This window comes from Bradyrhizobium sp. BWA-3-5 (genome assembly GCF_032917985.1).
Taxonomy (GTDB): domain Bacteria; phylum Pseudomonadota; class Alphaproteobacteria; order Rhizobiales; family Xanthobacteraceae; genus Bradyrhizobium.
The window spans coordinates 6,973,278-6,989,352 of record NZ_CP136626.1 but is presented as its reverse complement, the minus strand read 5'-3'; the positions used below and the strand labels follow the sequence as shown (position 1 = coordinate 6,989,352).

The following is a 16,075-nucleotide window of genomic DNA, read 5'->3' as shown; positions in this document are numbered from 1 at the left end:
CCCCTGGAGGGACCCTCCAGGGGAGGATAAGACGACCAACGGCTAGTCGCCCTTAAAGCCCCAACACCATCTTCGCCACGATATCCCTCTGAATCTCCGACGAGCCGCCGAAGATCGTGTACGCCCGGCCGTTGAGATATTCCGGGACCACGGGCAGCATCTCCTCTGGAATTCCCGGCGCCCCGTTCAGCCGATACAGCGGCCGCATTGGCTCGACATACAGACCGTCATGGCCGATCACGTCGACGCCCAGCCGCGTCACCGCCTGGCGGATTTCGCTGTTGCGTAGTTTCAATATCGACGACACCGCGCCGGGGTTTTGCCCGGTTTGCAGCGCGGAGAGCACGCGCAACTCGGTCATCTCGAGCGTATCGATGTCGACCTCGATCTCCGACATCCGCATCGCGATGTCAGGGTCGTCGATGGCGCGGCCGGTCGCCTCTGACGCGGCGAGGTCGCGAATCGTTTTCAGCGCATCGCGCAGCTTGGCCGAGGCGATTCCGGCGCCGCGCTCGAACTCGAGCAGGTATTTGCCGTAGGTCCAGCCCTTGCCTTCCTCGCCGACGCGGTTCGTGACAGGCACGCGCACATCGTCAAAGAACACCTGGTTGACCTCGTGGTCGCCACCGATAGTAAGGATCGGCCGCGTCGTGATCCCTGCGCTCTTCATATCGATCAGGATGAAGGAGATGCCGTCCTGCTGCCGTTCGGTCTCGTTGGTGCGCACCAGTGCGAACATCATGTTGGCGTGGTGGGCATGCGTGGTCCAGATCTTGGTGCCATTGATGACGTAGTGGTCGCCGTCGCGTACCGCGCGGGTTTTCAGCGAGGCGAGGTCGGAACCGGAGCCCGGTTCGGAGTAGCCCTGGCACCAATAATCCTTGCCGGCGATAATCCGTGGCAAATAATAGTTCTTCTGCTCGAGCGTTCCGAAGCCGATGATGACCGGGCCGACCATCTTGACGCCCATCACATTCACATTCGGCACACCGGCGCGAGCGCTTTCGCTCTCGAAGATCCAGCGCTGCGCCGGGGTCCAGGGCGGTCCGCCATATTCGACCGGCCAGCCCGGCGCGCCCCAGCCTTTCCGGTGCAGCGCGCGCTGCCAGGCCATGCCGATATCGGGGTCGGAGAACACCGAGGGTGTCAGCGCGGTGGCGCGCTTCATTTCCGGGGTAAGATTGGCAGCGATAAAATCGCGGACTTCCTTTTCGAACGCGCGCTCTTCGGCGTTGAAGGTTAGGTGCATGGTTTCGGCTCCTTGTCAGGCCTGAGCGGCACGGCCGCCGAGCGCGGCATGACGGCGATAATGATGGGCGCTGCCGCCGAACAGCGTCTCGAAGGCGAGCAGCCGCTTGAAATAGGCACCGATGTCGAGCTCTTCGGTGACGCCCATGGCGCCGTGGAGCTGCACCGATTGTTCGGCGACGAAGAGCGCGCATTTTCCGATCTTGGCTTTCGCGCCTGACGCGGCGCGGCTCCGTGCCACCGGCTCGGCATTCGCCATCAGCGCGGCGCGTAGCGCCATCGAGCGTGCCTCGTCGCACTGCATCGCCATGTCGGCGAGGCGATGACGGATCACCTGGTTGGCGGAAAGCGGCCGGCCGAACTGTTTTCGGATCTTGGTGTATTCGAGCGTCTGGTCCAGCAGCGTCTGCATGATGCCGACGGCCTCAGCGCCGAGCGCAGCCATTGCGCGGTCGACCACCGCCTCGACCATCGGCAGCGCGTCGCCGCCGTCGCCGAGCAGTGCATCGGCGGGAAGCTCGACGCCGGTCAGTTCGAGATTGCAGGCGCGGCCGCCGCCAAGCCGCGGGTAGTCGCGCAAGGCCAGGCCTCGTGTGCCCTGCGGCATCAGGAACAGGCAGAGCTTGCCGTCATCGATGCGGGCCGAAACGATAATCTGGTGGGCCGCACTGCCGTCCAGCACGGCGGTCTTTTGCCCGTCGAGGCGCCAGCCGCCGGACGTCTTCTTCGCCGTGGTCCGAACATTGCCGAGATCGAAGCGCGCCTGACGCTCCCAATGCGCTGATGCGAGATACAGCGATCCGTCGGCGATCTTCGGCAACAGCGCTTGTTTCTGCGCTTCCGTACCGCACTCCGCGATCAGCGATGCCCCGATCACGGCGGTGGAGAGGTACGGCTCGGCGACGAGGCCGCGGCCGAACGCTTCCATGAGGATGCCGATCTCGATCGCGCCGCCGCCGAGCCCGCCGTAGACTTCAGGAATCGGCAGCGCCAGCCAGCCGAGTTCGGCGAACTGTTTCCAGATCGCGGCGCTGAAGCCGAGCGGGTCGTTCGCGATGCGGCGGCGATGATCGGCGGTGTAGGTTTCGCTGACGAAGCGGTCGGCACTTTCTCGCAGCAATCGCTGCTCGTCGCTCAGGGTGAGGTCCATTTGTTGGTCAGTGCTTTCTCTATTTGAACTTCTCTATTTGACCTGCGCCGATTTTCGAACCGAGGGATGAAGGCCTGCGGGATCGACCACCATGCCGAACTCCTGCAGGTTGTGCGCGTGGCAGAGCTGATGCAGTGCGAAGGCCTGATCGATCGCCGCTGGCTGTCCCATCACGTCGACCGAGCGATTGACCGCTTCCTTGGTCAGCTTCAGCGCAAACGAAGGTTTGGCCGCGATCCGCTCGGCGAGCTTCATGACGAAGGACGACAACTGCTCGCGTGGGATCACGTGGTTGACCATGCCGAGGCGATGCGCTTCCTCTGCGCTCCAGACGTCAGCCGTGAACAGCAATTCCTTTGCTTTGCGTGGGCCGAGCTCCCAGGGATGCACGAACCATTCGACGCCGCAGACGCCCATGGTGACAACGGGGTCGCAGAATTCTGCATCACTGCTTGCAACGATGAGGTCGCAGGCCCATGCCAGCATCAAGCCGCCGGCGATGCACTTGCCGTGCACTTCGGCGATCGTCGGCTTGGCCAGATTGCGCCAACGCCTCGTGATCTGGAGGTAGATCTCCTGCTCGCGGGCGAAGCGGCCATGGGCGTTGGGCTCGGCGAACCCGCCCCAATTTCCAACCGGCGGAAAATCCGCGCCGGCGGTGTTTTTGCCGCCCGGCCGCAGATCATGTCCCGACGAGAAATGCGGACCGTTGCCGGCGAGAATGATGACCTTGATCGTATCGTCCTGCACCGCCTGGTCGAAGGCGGCATTGAGGTCGTAGGTCATCTGCAGGTTCTGCGCGTTGCGCGCCTCGGGGCGGTTCATCACGATCCGGGCGATGCGCGGCTCCGGCCGCTCCACGACGATGGTTTCAAATGGCATCTAAAGCCCTCGCGTTTTCGCTTTTTGTTGCCGGGCATGTTGTTATTTCGGCAAATGATACGCAAGGGCTGTCTGGTGCATTCGGCCTGCAAAATCGGCCTGACGCAATTTCTGGCTTGCATACCGCGCGCAACCATTCTGCTATGCTGTCGTTTGATTGTTTTTGGGAGAGTTCGATGCGCAGACTATTGACCATGCTGGCGACGCTGTCGTGCCTGAGCCTGACCAATTGCGGCTACAACGCGATCCAGACCAACGACGAGCAGGTCAAGTCAAGCTGGTCGGAAGTGGTCAACCAGTATCAGCGCCGCGCCGATCTGGTGCCCAACCTCGTCAATTCCGTGAAGGGCTTTGCGCAGCAGGAAAAGGACGTCCTGCTCGGGGTCACCAATGCCCGTGCCAAGGTCGGCAGCCTCCAAGCGACGCCGGAAGTGCTGAACGACCCCGCTGCGTTCCAGAAATTCCAGGCGGCGCAGAGCGAGTTGACGAGCGCGTTATCGCGCCTCCTGGTCGTGACCGAGAACTATCCACAGCTCAAGTCGGATACGCTGTTTCGCGATTTGATGGCACAGCTCGAGGGCACCGAGAACCGCATCACCGTGGCGCGCAACCGCTACATCAAGGCGGTGCAGGACTATAATGTCGGCATCCGCACCTTCCCGAACAACCTGACGGCGATGGCATTCGGCTACAAGGAGAAGCCGAACTTCACGGTCGACAACGAGAAGGCGATCTCGACTGCGCCGAAGGTGGATTTCAATCCGACGCCAGCGCCCGCGAAATAGCGGGTGAGCGGACGATCCGCGATGAACATTGCAAGAGCCTCTCTTCTTGCGCTGCTGTTCTGCTGGGCTTCTTCGGCGCTGGCGCTCGTCGCGGTGCCGCCGCTGACGGGGCGCGTAGTCGACCAGACGGGCACATTGTCGGCGGGCGATATTGCTGCATTGACGCAGACGTTGAAAGATCTGGAAGCGCGGAAGGGCAGCCAGGTCGCGGTGCTGATCGTGCCGACGACCGATGGCGAGGCGATCGAGCCGTTTTCCCTGCGAGTGGCAGAGGCCTGGAAGATCGGCCGCAAGAAGGTTGACGACGGCGCGCTGCTGGTCATCGCCAAGAACGATCGGCATCTGCGCATCGAGGTCGGCTATGGCCTCGAAGGCGCGCTGACCGACGCCACAACAAAACGCATCATCGACGAGGACATCACACCGAAATTCAAGGCCGGTGATTTCGCCGGCGGCGTCTCCGCAGGAATCAATCGGATGATCCGGGTGATCGACGGCGAAAAGCTGCCGACGCCGGAGCCGGCGCATTGGGAAGCGCCTGACGTTCTGAACTATCTCAATCCAGGCAATCCGCTGGTTATCTTCGGGTTGATCATTCTGGCCGCGGCGCTGCGCAGTTTCCTCGGCCGGTTGATCGGCGCCGTAGCCCTGGGCGGGATGGTCGGGGTCTTCGGCTGGTTCATCTCGGGATCACTGGGAGCGGCGATCCTGGTGGGCTTCATCGCCTTCCTCGTCACATTCCTGTTCCAGAACCTGCAGTCGAGCGGGCCAACCATGCGCGGCCGCCGAACTCAGCGGGATTCCGGCGGCTGGGTGATCGGCGGTGGCGGCGGCTCCTGGGGCGGCGGCTCCTCTTCCAGCGACAGTGACAGCGGCAGCTTCAGTGGGGGCGGCGGCAGCTTTGGCGGCGGCGGCGCATCGGGGAGCTGGTAGATATGAGCGTTTCCCGCATCATCCGGCATCTTCTCCAGCATCACTGGCGGCGTCGTCTTGCCTTTCCGCCGGCGACGCTGGCGAAGATCGAGCAGGCGATCAACGCGGGCGAAGCCACGCACGCCGCCCAGCTCCGCTTCGTCGTCGAAGGCGCCCTCGACGGCGCCCCGCTGTTTCGCAACCAGCCGGCGCGCGAGCGGGCGTTGGACGTCTTCTCGCAGCTCCGCATTTGGGATACCGCGCAGAATAACGGCGTGCTGATCTATTTGCTGCTCGCCGATCGCGACGTCGAGATCGTCGCCGACCGCGGCATCAACGCCAAGGTCGGCGATGAAGGCTGGGAGCGCATCTGCCGGGAGATGGAAGCGGATTTCAGGGCAGGGGATTTCGAGCGCGGCGTGATCAGGGGTGTCGAGGCAGTGTCGCGCGAGCTGGCGAAGCATTTTCCCAAGGTCAGCGGTGGGCCGAACGAATTGCCGGATACGCCGGTGGTGATATAGCCGACCATCTCCCTAAACCAATGGATAGTCGTGCCCATCCGTTTCCATGGTGGCGCGCCTACCTTGGTTCGGTTCGCAAATACCTGCGCGCAATGGCGTCAGGCGGTCCTGGATGATACTGATCGAACAGTTCTAATTGCACAATGCACAGCAGCGGAACCGGACCTGCGAGCCGGCAGTTGCAAGACAAGGTCGGCGGCGTAACGCTCGCCGGCCTTTTCTCTTCTCTTGATCGACCGACCGCGGTCAAATGGGTGACCGCAAACAGCCCGTCTCACACGGACTCATCAGCTTTGAGCGTGCCGCGGTAGGCATGCTTTCGATATTCGGCCGGCGTGATGTTCATGTGACGGCGAAACACCCGATTAAGATGGCTCTGATCGGCGAAGCCGCTCAACAGAGCGATCTCCTTGAGCGGCAATCGATCCTTACGCAGAAGCTGGCACGCACGCTCCACCTTGCGGCTCAAGACATAGGCATGTGGGCGCATTCCGTAATGCACCTGGAATTTGCGGGCAAACTGTACCGGTGTGCAGTTGCAGGTGTTTGCCAGCTCCTCAAGCGTGATGTTCCGGAAGATATTTTGTTCGATATAGTCTTCGATCAGGCGCGCATGGGGCGGTCTGAAACGTCCCTGTGCGCAGGGCATCTTGAACTGCACGGAGGCGTATTTGCGCAAGATGTGCACGCTGGCCTGCAGCGCCAGCGCATCGTAGCAGAGCCGCCCGCCCGGACCTCCTGAGGCAACCTCCTGAACCATTTGATCGCCGATCCAGGTCAGGACCGGATCGTCGATCCTGAGCAGGTCGTGGAGCTCGACGGCTTCCGCGTCGCGGTCGAAAGCCTCGCTCGCGGTTTTCGCCATCAGCGTCGGCGAAATGTAGAAATGGCTGACCTCGATGTCATGCGCCCAGCGCCAGTTCGAGGCTTCGGCGCGGGTCAGCAGCGTGGCGACGCCGCGGCCGACATGATCCTGCTTCCAGGCGCCCGTAACGCGGCGGTTCATCGACGTCGTGCCTTCGCGGTAGACGACGATCAGAAAATTTTCCGACGGCGGGACCCAGATATCTGACGGCGCATAGCGGAACACGCGCAGCCGGAAATCGGCCTTTCCCAACGCAAAACTGTCCAGCTTTAGTTCACCGGGAGCATAGCGGGGCAGCTCCTCGACCGTGATGAATTGGCCCATCGCCTAGGCTCCCTCCGTGCAACTCAGTATGGCGCGCTTAGGCGCTCTTTCTCGTTGGCCGGATTGCAGCCTGGGCAGCATAAGCCGCTTTTGTCATTTGCCAAGCGAACTATGCGTAGCCGCTCGCGGGGTAGCGGTGAGTTTGTTCAAAGGATTGTCTGTTTCGTCCAAGCCCGGGACGCAGGCGGGACCGTAGGCTCCTTCCCGTCTCGAGCAGGAACGGGAAGAACGGCGAAAAAGCCGCGGGCCCACAGAACTCGTCCGATCGACCGCCGGGACTGACCATTGCGACGCGTCGCCAGCCGATCACATCTCGGGTGGAAGGAAAGCCGCGCGCGAAAAACCTGGGAGGGAGGGAAAGATGACGGAAGCTGCGACCAAGTCCAACGGAAGCAACGGCACGCAAGTGACGGCGAAACTCGATGCGGTGGTTGTCGGGGTCGGCGTTGCCGGGCTCTATGCACTGCACCGTCTGCGTGAACAGGGCTTGAACGTCAGGGCGATCGATGCTGCAACGGGGGTCGGCGGCACCTGGTATTGGAATCGCTACCCTGGCGCGCGCTTCGATTCCGAAAGCTATATCTATCAGTACCTGTTTTCCGAAGAGCTCTACAAGGGATGGAGCTGGAGCGAGAAATTCCCCGGCCAGCCGGAAATCGAACGCTGGCTGAACTACGTGGCGGACCGTCTCGATCTCCGGAAGGACATCCAGTTTGCCACGACGGTCAAGAGCGCGCATTTCAACGAAGCAACGCAGCGCTGGCTGATCACGACCGATCGGGGTGACGTGATCGACAGCCAGTTCCTGGTCACCTGCTGCGGCATGCTTTCGGCGCCTCACGTGTCGTTCCCCGGACAGCAATCGTTCGAGGGGCAGGTGTTCCATACGGCACGCTGGCCGAAGCAACCGGTCGATTTCGCCGGAAAGCGCGTCGGCGTCATCGGAAACGGCGCGACCGGCATCCAGGTCATCCAGACCATCGCCGGCGAGGTCGGCCAGATGAAGGTGTTCGTCCGCACGCCGCAATACATCATCCCGATGAAGAATCCGAAATACAGCCCGGCGGACGCGGAAGCCTACAAGTCGAAGTTCAAGCGCTTCACCGAGCGGCTGCCGCATACCTTTACCGGATTCGAATACGATTTCGAGCACAGCTGGGCCGGCCTGACCCAAGAGCAGCGCCGTGAGGTGATCGAGGATTGCTGGAACGACGGCTCCCTCAAACTGTGGATCTCGTCCTTCGCGGAGCTGTTCTTTGAAGAGGAGGTCAACAGCGAGATCTCCGAATTTGTGCGCAAGAAAATGCGCGAACGGCTCAAGGATCCGAAACTGTGCGAGCTGCTGATTCCGTCGGATTATGGGTTCGGGACCCACCGGGTCCCGCTCGAGCAGAACTTTCTCGAGGCCTTCCACCGTCCCAACGTCGAGATCGTCAGCGTCAAGGATAATCCGATCGAATGCGTGACACCGGCCGGCATCAGGACCGCCGACGGGACGATTCACGATCTCGACATCATTATCCTGGCGACCGGGTTTGACGCCGGCACCGGCGCGCTGACGCGGATCGACATCAGAGGTCGCGGCGGACGATCGCTCAGGGATGACTGGAGCAGGGACATCCGCACCACGATGGGCCTCCAGGTTCACGGCTATCCGAACCTGTTCACGACCGCCGTGCCGCTCGCGCCCTCGGCTGCGCTGTGCAACATGACCACGTGCCTGCAGCAGCAGGTCGAATGGATCGACGATTGCATCGCCCACATGCGCCGCCAGAGCCTCAACGTCGTCGAGCCGACGAAGGACGCGGAGGACGGGTGGGTAGCCCATCACGATGAGATCGCCAATGCGACGCTGATTGCAAAAACCAATTCCTGGTATCTGGGCTCGAACGTTGAAGGCAAGCCGCGTCGGATCCTGTCGTACTGCGGCGGCGTCGGCGCCTACCGCCAGAAGTGCGACGAGGTCGCCGCGAATGGCTACCCGGGTTTCGCCATGCAGTGATCAAAGTGCCAGGCCGACGAAGCTATTCCAATCCAGAAGGGGAAAGATCATGAGCGCCAACTTCAGTGCGGCGGCGGACGCCGTTCTTGATGGTATCGTTACCTCCACTCCGCGCGTACCCGGCGTCGTCGCCATGGTGACGGACCGCCATCGCAACATCTACGAAGGTGCGGCCGGCAAGCGCCGCCTCGATCAGCCTGCCGACATGACGACCGACAGCATTTTCGCCATCTTCTCCACGACCAAGGCGATTACCGGGACTGCCGTCCTACAACTTGTCGAGGAAGGCAAGCTAGATCTCGACGCGCCAGCGCGACGCTATGCGCCCGAAATCGGAAAGCTGCAGGTGATCGAGGGTTTTGCCGCCAATGGCGAGCCGATCCTGCGGGCGCCGAAGCGCGACATCACCACGCGCATGCTGATGGTTCACACTTCCGGCCTGAGCTACGATTTCATCAACCACACCTATAATCGCCTGGCGCAGGAGAGGGGACAACCCAGCGTCATCACCGCGTCCAAGGCGTGCCTGATGACGCCATTGCTGTTCGATCCGGGCGAGCGATGGGAATACGGCACCAATCTCGATTGGTGCGGTCAAATCGTGGAGGCCATCACGGGGAGCCGGCTCGGCGAAGTGTTCAAGACAAGAATTTTCGAACCGCTCGGCACGCACGACACCACATTCGAACTTACCGATGCGATGCGCAAGAAGCTGGCCGGGATTCACGCGCGAAATGCCGACGGGTCACTGACGCCGATGAATTTCGAGCTGCCGGCCAAGCCCGAGGTACACATGGGCGGTCATGGCCTTTATGGCACGGTCAGTGACTACATGCGCTTCATCCGAATGTGGTTGAATGACGGAATGGGCGAGCACGGCCGTGTGCTGAAGGCCGAGACGGTGCGGATGGCGGAGAAGAACCATCTGGGGGAGAGCAAGGTGACTCCTATCACTGGCGTCATTCCTTCGCTGTGCAACGATGCGGAGTTCTTCCCGGGGCAATCAAAGTCCTGGGCGCTAACCTTCATGATCAACGACGAGGAGGCTCCCACCGGCCGTCCCGCCGGCGCCCTCGGCTGGGCGGGCCTTGCCAACCTGTTCTATTGGATCGATCGGCGGAACGGGTTCGGCGGGTTCTGGGCCACCCAGATTCTTCCCTTCGGCGATCCGGCGTCGTTCATAGGTTACATGAACCTCGAGACCGCGTTCTACGCGAGCCTGAGGCAGCGCAAGGCAGGCTGAAGCCCACAGGCAATGGGATCACGCCTTCACCGAGGGCCGCATGCATTCGGCGTAGCGGAATACAGCAAGCCGGCTGGCCTAGCTGTCGTCGAGCTTGTTGAGGTCGCGCACCGACTGCATGATCGGCTCGAAATTCGCGCGCGCGTCCAGCGCGTCGAACAACTGCGCGGTGTCGGACAGCAGGCCGTGCGAGCGCTGGATCGCGATCCGCACGTCCTCCTGCGGCGTGTCGGACAGCCGCCCGTGGCCGGACAGCAGGATCCTGGAGTCGAGGCCCTTCAGCCGCTCCAGCGACTGGATGTAGTCGGCGATGCTGCCGGAGCCGAATACGCCGCCCATTACCCCGCCGGGCATCAGGGTATCGGAGGCGAACAGCAATCCCTTGTCCTGCTCGAACAGCGTGATGCAGGCGGAGGTGTGGCCCGGCGTATGCATCACGTTGAGGCGGAAATTGCCGAGATCGATCAAATTGCCTTCTTCCAACCAGAGATCGATGTTGATCGGCACGTTCGGCTCGTTGAACATCTTGCGCAGCATCGAGAAGTCGTCGCGCAGCATGATCTTGTTGGCGGCCAGCCGGTGTGCGGCGATGAAAGCACGGCCATGGAAATGATAGGCGGCGCCGATATGGTCGAGATGCTCATGGCTCAGCACCACCATGTCGATATCGTCGGGCTTCACCCCGATATGGCTCAGTGATTTCAGGAGGTAAGGATAGTTCGAGGAGAGGCCCACGTCGATCATGATGGTGCGCGAGCTGCCGCGCACCAGATAGGCGTTCGCCGCTCGATTCTTGAACCGCATCTGATAGACGTCCTTGGCCGCCTCGATCAGCGTGCACATCTCGCTGTCGAGCAGCGTCTTGAATGGGCTTGGCCGGCGCTCGCTCATGAAGAGGCCGCGGCTTTGTAGGCGACGGTATTTGAGGCCCGCAGGCGCTTGCTGAGCGCATCCATGATCATCAGCGCAAAGGCCGGCTGCTGGCTGACCAAATAGACGAAGCGGGCATGGTTGATCCGCATCACGCGGGTGTTCGGGGCGGCCGCGATGGCCGTTGCCGAACGGGACGAGCCGTCGATGACCGCCATCTCGCCGAAGAACTCGCCCTTGCCCAGCGTGACGATCACCGTCTTGCTGGCGCCGTTCATCTTGGCGATCTCGACCTTGCCGTCGAGCACGACGAACAGTTCCCGCCCGGTCGAGCCTTCCTCAAAAATGACGTCATCTACATCAAAGTCGGCGATGCATTTCTCGATGGTCATGGCGGCCTCCTGCCTTTCTGGCTGGTCGGTTACGTCCATGTTAGTCGGGAAACAGACCGGCGCAAACGGAACCAGCGAATGCCGCGGGGCAGCATAGGGCCCAGGGATCGGGTCGGCCAATACTTAGCGATCCAAAATCCCGGCCGGATGAGTTCCTAAAATTTCGGTAAGGCCGTGGCCGGTAACGATTTGGCAAGCAATAAAAGTTACCAAATGGTCAATCAATTCTGGAGAATCCAAACGTGAGCGATCAGCAATCCCAGCCCGCCAGTGGTGAAACCGGAACTTCCGGCACGGGGCCGTCCGGTCCCGTGATATCAGCGCCGAACGAGCCCGTCATGGCCGCGCCGGACGTGCAGGCGGCAAGGCTGGCGCCTGAGCAGGAAGAGACCTCGCCCAAGGCGGACGCGCCCAAGCTGGAAGCTGACAGAATCGAAGCGGCGGAGGTCAAGGCGCCCAAGGTCGAGGCGCTCAAGGCTGAGGCTCCGAAGGCCGAGGCTCCGAAGGCTGAAGCATCCAAGCCCGAAGCTTCCAAGGCCGAAACTCCCAAGATCGACGCCGTGAAGGCGGAAGCGCCGCGCTTCCCCGGCAATGTGACGATCATGTCGTCCGGCGACCGCGTCGGCGCCGATGCGAAGGCCGCGAAGGTGGAAACATCGTCCGACAAACGCAGGTTCGGCGCCATGGCCGCAGTGGTGGCGCTGGCGACGGTGGCGGGTGCGCTGGGTGGTGCGCTGGCGACCGCGGGCATTGGCAAGCTGATGGCCGAGGAGCCGGCCGCCCAGGCTGCCGTGAAGGACGGCGCGCTCGAAGCCGCGGTGGCGCGGATCGATGCCGACATCGCCACGCTCAAGGCCAGCATCGAACATACCGCCAAGGCCGGCGCGACCCAGTTAAACAAGGCCAACGACCGCCTCGACAAGGTCGAGAAGGCGCAGGCCGAGCCGGCTGCGAAACTCGCCAAGCTCAGCGAGACCGTCGACAAGCTCCGCGCCGCCCAGGCGTCGGTGACGACAACGGCTGCCGCAACTTCCACGAAGGAGAAGGACGTCACGGGCTCGATACCGCAACAGGCGGCCGCTGCACCGGCACCCGCGCCCGCCGCGCCGCCCAAGCCCGAGGTTGCCCGCCTGCCGACCGTCGAAGGCTGGGTGCTGCGCGACGTCGCCAACGGCAGCGCGCTGATCGAGAGCCGCCGCGGCATGTATGAAGTCTATGCTGGCGATCCCGTGCCCGGCCTCGGCCGCGTCGATGCCATCCGCAAGCAGGATGGCCGCTGGGTGGTCGTGACCAGCAAGGGCCTGATCGTCGCGCGTTGACAGGACAACAAAGCTGACAGCAAGGCGCCTCACGGCGATGTGAGGCGCCTTTCTTCTTGAATAGACCACTTTGTGCGGTGTTAGTGTGGCATGAGCCGCGCCCCGGGATTTCTCGCCATCATGTTCGTTCTGCTGTGCGCCGCCTTGCCGGCGTGCGCGGCACAGGATGAGGCGTTGGAGCGTGGCACCGCGATCCTCGATCCCGCGACGCTCCGCAAATTCGATGCCGGAAAATTTCGCCTCGACCGTATGCTGGTGCCGGAACGGCCGGCCGCCACCCCGCTCGCCAACAACGAACTGTTCGCCATCCCGTCGATGACGCCGCTCCGGCAAGCGATCGATGGCGAGTTCGATCGCTATGTCGCGCGGCACCGCGCGAGCCTGCCGAAGGAGACGATCGGCGTCGGCGCCGGCTTTGATTTTCAGCTGTTCGACCGTGCGCTGCTTTACTCGGCGGATACGCGGTTCGTGCTGGCCGGCATCATCAACCGCATGGATCGCACCTACGTCGCGGAGGCAGGCTGCGGCGAGATCCGCCTGATCTATCGCCTGACGCGGATCAACAAGGCGGCCGGCGACGACGCTTCGCCGCGGCTGCCGATGACGCTCAATCTCGTATTGAAGACGAAAGCCGAGGGTGCGGCGATCACCTGCGCCGAAATCGCACGTCGCTGGCTGGCCGCGTCAACGGCAGGCGCATGGACGGCCAATGGCGGCCCGCTTGATCTGATCGGCCCCGAGAATATCGGCCGCATCGAGACCAATCTGCAGATCGCGCATGCGCCGAAATCCGCGGTGCGCGATTTCCGCACCGACTATCTGCTGAAAGTGTTCCGCTACGATCGGAACATCAGCATGTTCGCGGAAGCGCCGATGGAAAACCAGATCGATCGCGCGCGGCTGTTGGCGGATGACGGCCTCAAGCGCGAGTTCAAGGCGTGGCTGCTGGATCCCGCCAATCTCGCCGCGTTCGATCGCGGCACGCTGCTGATCCCGGAAAAATTTCTCGCGAACGCTGCGATTGCGCCGACGCCCGTCGGCTTCGATCCATCCGATCTCGAGCCCGAATTCGGGCTGGTGCAGGGCGAGGGCGCCGTGTTCGGCGAGGCCGATGTCGTGGCAGCGCTGAGGAAGGCGGCGGAGGGCGGCGTGAAGCTGCAGAACATCCGCTCGCCCGCCGGGTTCGAACGGCGCCTCAACGACGTGACCTGCTCCGGTTGCCACCAGACCCGCGGCATCGGCGGCTTTCATTTCCCCGGCGTCGACTGGATGGAGGACAAGCCGTCGAATATGGCCGTCGTGCCGGCGTCGCCGCATTTCTTCGGCGACCAGGTCCGTCGCCGCGATATTCTCGCCTCCTTGCGTGACGGCAAGTCGCCGGACTATTCGCGCGGCTTCGCCAACCGTCCGCAACTACGCGGCAGCACCGAGCTCGCCGGCAGCAACTATTCCGATGGATGGGGCGCGCATTGCTATGCGCAGGGCAAGCCGGCCGCCGGCAACGACGCGAGCTTTCGCGACTGGATCTGCGCCGAAGGCCTGAGCTGCCAGGCCGCCGGTAAGGTCTCGCGCATCGGCATGTGCTTCGTCAAAAGCCGCTGAGGTCATGTTACTTGGCGTAATGCGTCAGGCGCTTACCCGGCAATAGGTCATAGGCCGATTTCCAGCCCGGCAGTTGCGCCATGCGTCCAAGCCACGCGCTGATCGCGGGATGGCTCGTTGCCAGATCATATCCCGTCTCGTCAGCGGGATAATGCAGATAGGCCATCATGGAAATGTCCGCGACTGTCGGTCGGTCGCCGATCGCAAATGCATTCTTCTGCATGTGCTGCTCGAGGATGGACAGGAAATCGTCAAGACGGCGGCGAAAATGCTTTACCACATGCTCATCCGGCGATGGCGTGAACGTGCGGAAATAGCGGTAGGTCGCCATGTAGCCGGTGAGCTTGTGGTTGTCCCAGAACAGCCAGCGCAGCAGTTCGAACTCTTCCTGCTCGGTCTCGCCACGGAACTTGCCGAATTGCTTCGCGAGCTTGAGCAGGATCGGTGCAGTCTGGGTGAGGCGTTCGCCGTCCACCTCCAGCACCGGAATTTCGCCCATCTCGTTGACATCGCGCCGCCATTCCGGCGTCCGCGTTACGCCGCCGCCAAAATCCGTCCAGACCTCTTCGAAGCTCTGGCCACACAGAGTGAGCATCAGTGCGAGCTTGTAGCTGTTTCCCGATTCCGGGAAATAATGCAGGCGATAGCGGGGCATCGCTCGTTCCTTCTCAAGCCACCGCGCCGGCCGTGCGCAGTGCCTTGATCGCGGCCTCGTCATAGCCGGCGCCGCGTAGGATTTCGTCGCTGTGTTCGCCGATGCCGGGCGGCTTGCGCGGCTGGACCTTCTTGCTGCCATCCACCCAGATCGGGCTATTGATCGTCAGCATGGTGTCGTTCTCGAACGGCACCAGCACCTCGTTCTCGATCATCTGCTTGTCGTTTGGAATGTCGTCGAGGATGCCGACCACGCCGAACACCAGGCCGTTGCCGTCGAGGATCCTGCGCCATTCGGCGAGGTCCCTGGTGGCGAACACTTCATCGAAGATCTTGATCAGTTCGAGCGAGCGTGCGTGACGATCCTTCTTCGCTTCAAAGCGTGGGTCGCTGACGAGGTCTTCGCGGCCGAGGCAGCGCGCCAGCGTCGGCCACTGCCGGTCTTCATTTAGTAGCGAGAGGATCAGCCAGCGGCCGTCCTTGCACTGATAGTGGTTGGTGCACGCGTTCAGTGCGCGCTCGCGGGGCCGCCGCTCGCCGAATTTCGCGCCGACGAGTTTCGCCTGCGCCAGCACCGAAGCGGCCCAGACGCCGTTCGCCATCAGGTTGGAGCTGACATGCGAGCCCTTGCCGGTGCGCTCGCGCTTGTAGAGTGCGGTGACGATCGCGCCGTAAAATGCCATCGCGCAGGGGTGGTCGCCCATGCCGGCGATCGAGCGCGCTGGCGTGGTGTGCTCATCCGCCCGCACCAGGTCCATCAGGCCCGAACGGGCCCAATAGGCGTTGGAGTCGAAGCCGGGCTTGTTGGCTTCCTCGCCCTTTTCGCCGTAGCCGGTGAAGGAGGCATAGATCAGGCGCTCATTGTGGGGCGCCAGATGGTCATGGGTGATACCGAGCCGCTCGCGCACCTGGGGCGGATAGTTGGTGATGAAGACGTCGGCCTGGGCCGCCAGCCGGTGCAGCACCGCCTGTCCCTCGGGCTTGGAGAGATCGAGCGCGAGGCTCCGCTTGTTGCGGGCTTCCAGCATCCACGCGAAATTGTGCTCGCTGTGCGGGTAGCCCGGGAGATTCGGCAGGTTGCGATAGGGATCGCCGGCGCCGGGAGGCTCGATCTTGATCACGTCGGCGCCGAAATCCGACAGCACGGTGGCGGCCGCTGGCGCAGCGATGAAGCTCGCGCAATCCAGAACCTTGAGGCCTTCGAAAATACCCTTTTCCATCGTGGCGCCGCTCCGTGACGTTTATTCCGTCTTGTTGAATTATCGCCTCTCATCGCTTTTGGGCGATCAGGTTCAGACGTCATTTG

At 62.7% G+C, this 16,075-nt stretch carries 15 protein-coding genes; 7 read left to right on the top strand and 8 right to left on the bottom strand.

Going from position 1 to position 16,075, the window contains the following annotated elements:
• Positions 1-52: 52 nt before the first annotated feature.
• Genes RX331_RS33545 through RX331_RS33535 form a run of 3 tightly spaced genes read right to left on the bottom strand, consistent with a single transcriptional unit; the run spans position 53 to position 3,280 of the window.
• On the bottom strand, positions 53-1,249 hold the full coding sequence (locus tag RX331_RS33545) for an acyl-CoA dehydrogenase family protein (protein WP_317253858.1): 1,197 nt from the start codon (positions 1,247-1,249) through the stop codon (positions 53-55).
• A 15-nt stretch (positions 1,250-1,264) separates the two neighbouring features.
• Positions 1,265-2,398 carry an acyl-CoA dehydrogenase gene (locus RX331_RS33540; RefSeq protein WP_317253857.1) on the bottom strand — a complete coding sequence of 378 codons (1,134 nt, stop codon included), beginning with the start codon at positions 2,396-2,398 and terminating at the stop codon, positions 1,265-1,267.
• 33 nt (positions 2,399-2,431) lie between these two features.
• On the bottom strand, positions 2,432-3,280 hold the full coding sequence (locus RX331_RS33535; RefSeq protein ID WP_317253856.1) for an enoyl-CoA hydratase: 849 nt from the start codon (positions 3,278-3,280) through the stop codon (positions 2,432-2,434).
• A 176-nt stretch (positions 3,281-3,456) separates the two neighbouring features.
• Between RX331_RS33535 and RX331_RS33530 the strand changes: the two genes are divergently transcribed.
• The 3 genes from RX331_RS33530 to RX331_RS33520 are packed head-to-tail and all read left to right on the top strand — an operon-like array spanning position 3,457 to position 5,498.
• Positions 3,457-4,065 (top strand): LemA family protein, encoded by a 609-nt coding sequence (locus RX331_RS33530; RefSeq protein WP_317253855.1) that lies wholly within the window; start codon positions 3,457-3,459, stop codon positions 4,063-4,065.
• A gap of 21 nt (positions 4,066-4,086) precedes the next feature.
• On the top strand, positions 4,087-4,998 hold the full coding sequence (locus RX331_RS33525; RefSeq protein ID WP_317253854.1) for a YgcG family protein: 912 nt from the start codon (positions 4,087-4,089) through the stop codon (positions 4,996-4,998).
• Between the two features lie 2 nt (positions 4,999-5,000).
• Entirely contained in the window at positions 5,001-5,498 is a 498-nt protein-coding gene (locus RX331_RS33520; RefSeq protein WP_317253853.1) for a TPM domain-containing protein, read from the top strand.
• 274 nt (positions 5,499-5,772) lie between these two features.
• Here the strand turns inward: RX331_RS33520 and RX331_RS33515 are convergent, their stop codons facing one another.
• Positions 5,773-6,687 carry an AraC family transcriptional regulator gene (locus RX331_RS33515; RefSeq protein ID WP_317253852.1) on the bottom strand — a complete coding sequence of 305 codons (915 nt, stop codon included), beginning with the start codon at positions 6,685-6,687 and terminating at the stop codon, positions 5,773-5,775.
• A gap of 361 nt (positions 6,688-7,048) precedes the next feature.
• On the opposite strand from RX331_RS33515, the gene RX331_RS33510 reads away from it, so the two are divergent.
• On the top strand, positions 7,049-8,689 hold the full coding sequence (locus RX331_RS33510; protein WP_317253851.1) for an NAD(P)/FAD-dependent oxidoreductase: 1,641 nt from the start codon (positions 7,049-7,051) through the stop codon (positions 8,687-8,689).
• Positions 8,690-8,738: 49 nt separating this feature from the next.
• Entirely contained in the window at positions 8,739-9,932 is a 1,194-nt protein-coding gene (locus tag RX331_RS33505; RefSeq protein WP_317253850.1) for a serine hydrolase domain-containing protein, read from the top strand.
• Between the two features lie 78 nt (positions 9,933-10,010).
• Here the strand turns inward: RX331_RS33505 and RX331_RS33500 are convergent, their stop codons facing one another.
• Positions 10,011-10,823, bottom strand: coding sequence for an MBL fold metallo-hydrolase (locus RX331_RS33500; RefSeq protein ID WP_317253849.1), 813 nt, complete (start codon positions 10,821-10,823; stop codon positions 10,011-10,013).
• Positions 10,820-11,194: a cyclic nucleotide-binding domain-containing protein gene (locus RX331_RS33495; RefSeq protein ID WP_317253848.1), complete on the bottom strand. Its 375-nt coding sequence runs from the start codon at positions 11,192-11,194 to the stop codon at positions 10,820-10,822. Before RX331_RS33495 ends, RX331_RS33500 begins: the two co-directional genes overlap by 4 nt.
• A gap of 242 nt (positions 11,195-11,436) precedes the next feature.
• On the opposite strand from RX331_RS33495, the gene RX331_RS33490 reads away from it, so the two are divergent.
• Complete coding sequence (locus tag RX331_RS33490) at positions 11,437-12,513, top strand: hypothetical protein (protein WP_317253847.1); 1,077 nt, start codon at positions 11,437-11,439, stop codon at positions 12,511-12,513.
• 90 nt (positions 12,514-12,603) lie between these two features.
• The gene (locus tag RX331_RS33485; RefSeq protein ID WP_317253846.1) at positions 12,604-14,115 is read left to right on the top strand and encodes a hypothetical protein; all 1,512 of its coding nucleotides are present in this window, start codon (positions 12,604-12,606) and stop codon (positions 14,113-14,115) included.
• 7 nt (positions 14,116-14,122) lie between these two features.
• Here RX331_RS33485 and RX331_RS33480 read toward each other — a convergent pair whose 3' ends face one another.
• Together RX331_RS33480 and RX331_RS33475 are read right to left on the bottom strand one after the other, a co-directional pair.
• Positions 14,123-14,770, bottom strand: coding sequence for a glutathione S-transferase family protein (locus RX331_RS33480; RefSeq protein WP_317253845.1), 648 nt, complete (start codon positions 14,768-14,770; stop codon positions 14,123-14,125).
• A 13-nt stretch (positions 14,771-14,783) separates the two neighbouring features.
• Positions 14,784-15,989, bottom strand: a complete 1,206-nt coding sequence (locus RX331_RS33475) for a CoA transferase (protein WP_317253844.1) — start codon at positions 15,987-15,989, stop codon at positions 14,784-14,786.
• Between the last annotated feature and the right edge of the window lie 86 nt (positions 15,990-16,075).

What these genes read in the sequence shown, in the direction of transcription:
- RX331_RS33525 (WP_317253854.1), top strand. Translation starts at nt 4,087, where the DNA reads ATGAACATTGCAAGAGCCTCTCTTCTTGCGCTGCTGTTCTGCTGGGCT.
- RX331_RS33515 (WP_317253852.1), bottom strand. Translation starts at nt 6,687, where the DNA reads ATGGGCCAATTCATCACGGTCGAGGAGCTGCCCCGCTATGCTCCCGGT.
- RX331_RS33540 (WP_317253857.1), bottom strand. Translation starts at nt 2,398, where the DNA reads ATGGACCTCACCCTGAGCGACGAGCAGCGATTGCTGCGAGAAAGTGCC.
- RX331_RS33485 (WP_317253846.1), top strand. Translation starts at nt 12,604, where the DNA reads ATGAGCCGCGCCCCGGGATTTCTCGCCATCATGTTCGTTCTGCTGTGC.
- RX331_RS33520 (WP_317253853.1), top strand. Translation starts at nt 5,001, where the DNA reads ATGAGCGTTTCCCGCATCATCCGGCATCTTCTCCAGCATCACTGGCGG.
- RX331_RS33530 (WP_317253855.1), top strand. Translation starts at nt 3,457, where the DNA reads ATGCGCAGACTATTGACCATGCTGGCGACGCTGTCGTGCCTGAGCCTG.
- RX331_RS33475 (WP_317253844.1), bottom strand. Translation starts at nt 15,989, where the DNA reads ATGGAAAAGGGTATTTTCGAAGGCCTCAAGGTTCTGGATTGCGCGAGC.
- RX331_RS33500 (WP_317253849.1), bottom strand. Translation starts at nt 10,823, where the DNA reads ATGAGCGAGCGCCGGCCAAGCCCATTCAAGACGCTGCTCGACAGCGAG.
- RX331_RS33535 (WP_317253856.1), bottom strand. Translation starts at nt 3,280, where the DNA reads ATGCCATTTGAAACCATCGTCGTGGAGCGGCCGGAGCCGCGCATCGCC.
- RX331_RS33510 (WP_317253851.1), top strand. Translation starts at nt 7,049, where the DNA reads ATGACGGAAGCTGCGACCAAGTCCAACGGAAGCAACGGCACGCAAGTG.
- RX331_RS33545 (WP_317253858.1), bottom strand. Translation starts at nt 1,249, where the DNA reads ATGCACCTAACCTTCAACGCCGAAGAGCGCGCGTTCGAAAAGGAAGTC.
- RX331_RS33480 (WP_317253845.1), bottom strand. Translation starts at nt 14,770, where the DNA reads ATGCCCCGCTATCGCCTGCATTATTTCCCGGAATCGGGAAACAGCTAC.
- RX331_RS33505 (WP_317253850.1), top strand. Translation starts at nt 8,739, where the DNA reads ATGAGCGCCAACTTCAGTGCGGCGGCGGACGCCGTTCTTGATGGTATC.
- RX331_RS33495 (WP_317253848.1), bottom strand. Translation starts at nt 11,194, where the DNA reads ATGACCATCGAGAAATGCATCGCCGACTTTGATGTAGATGACGTCATT.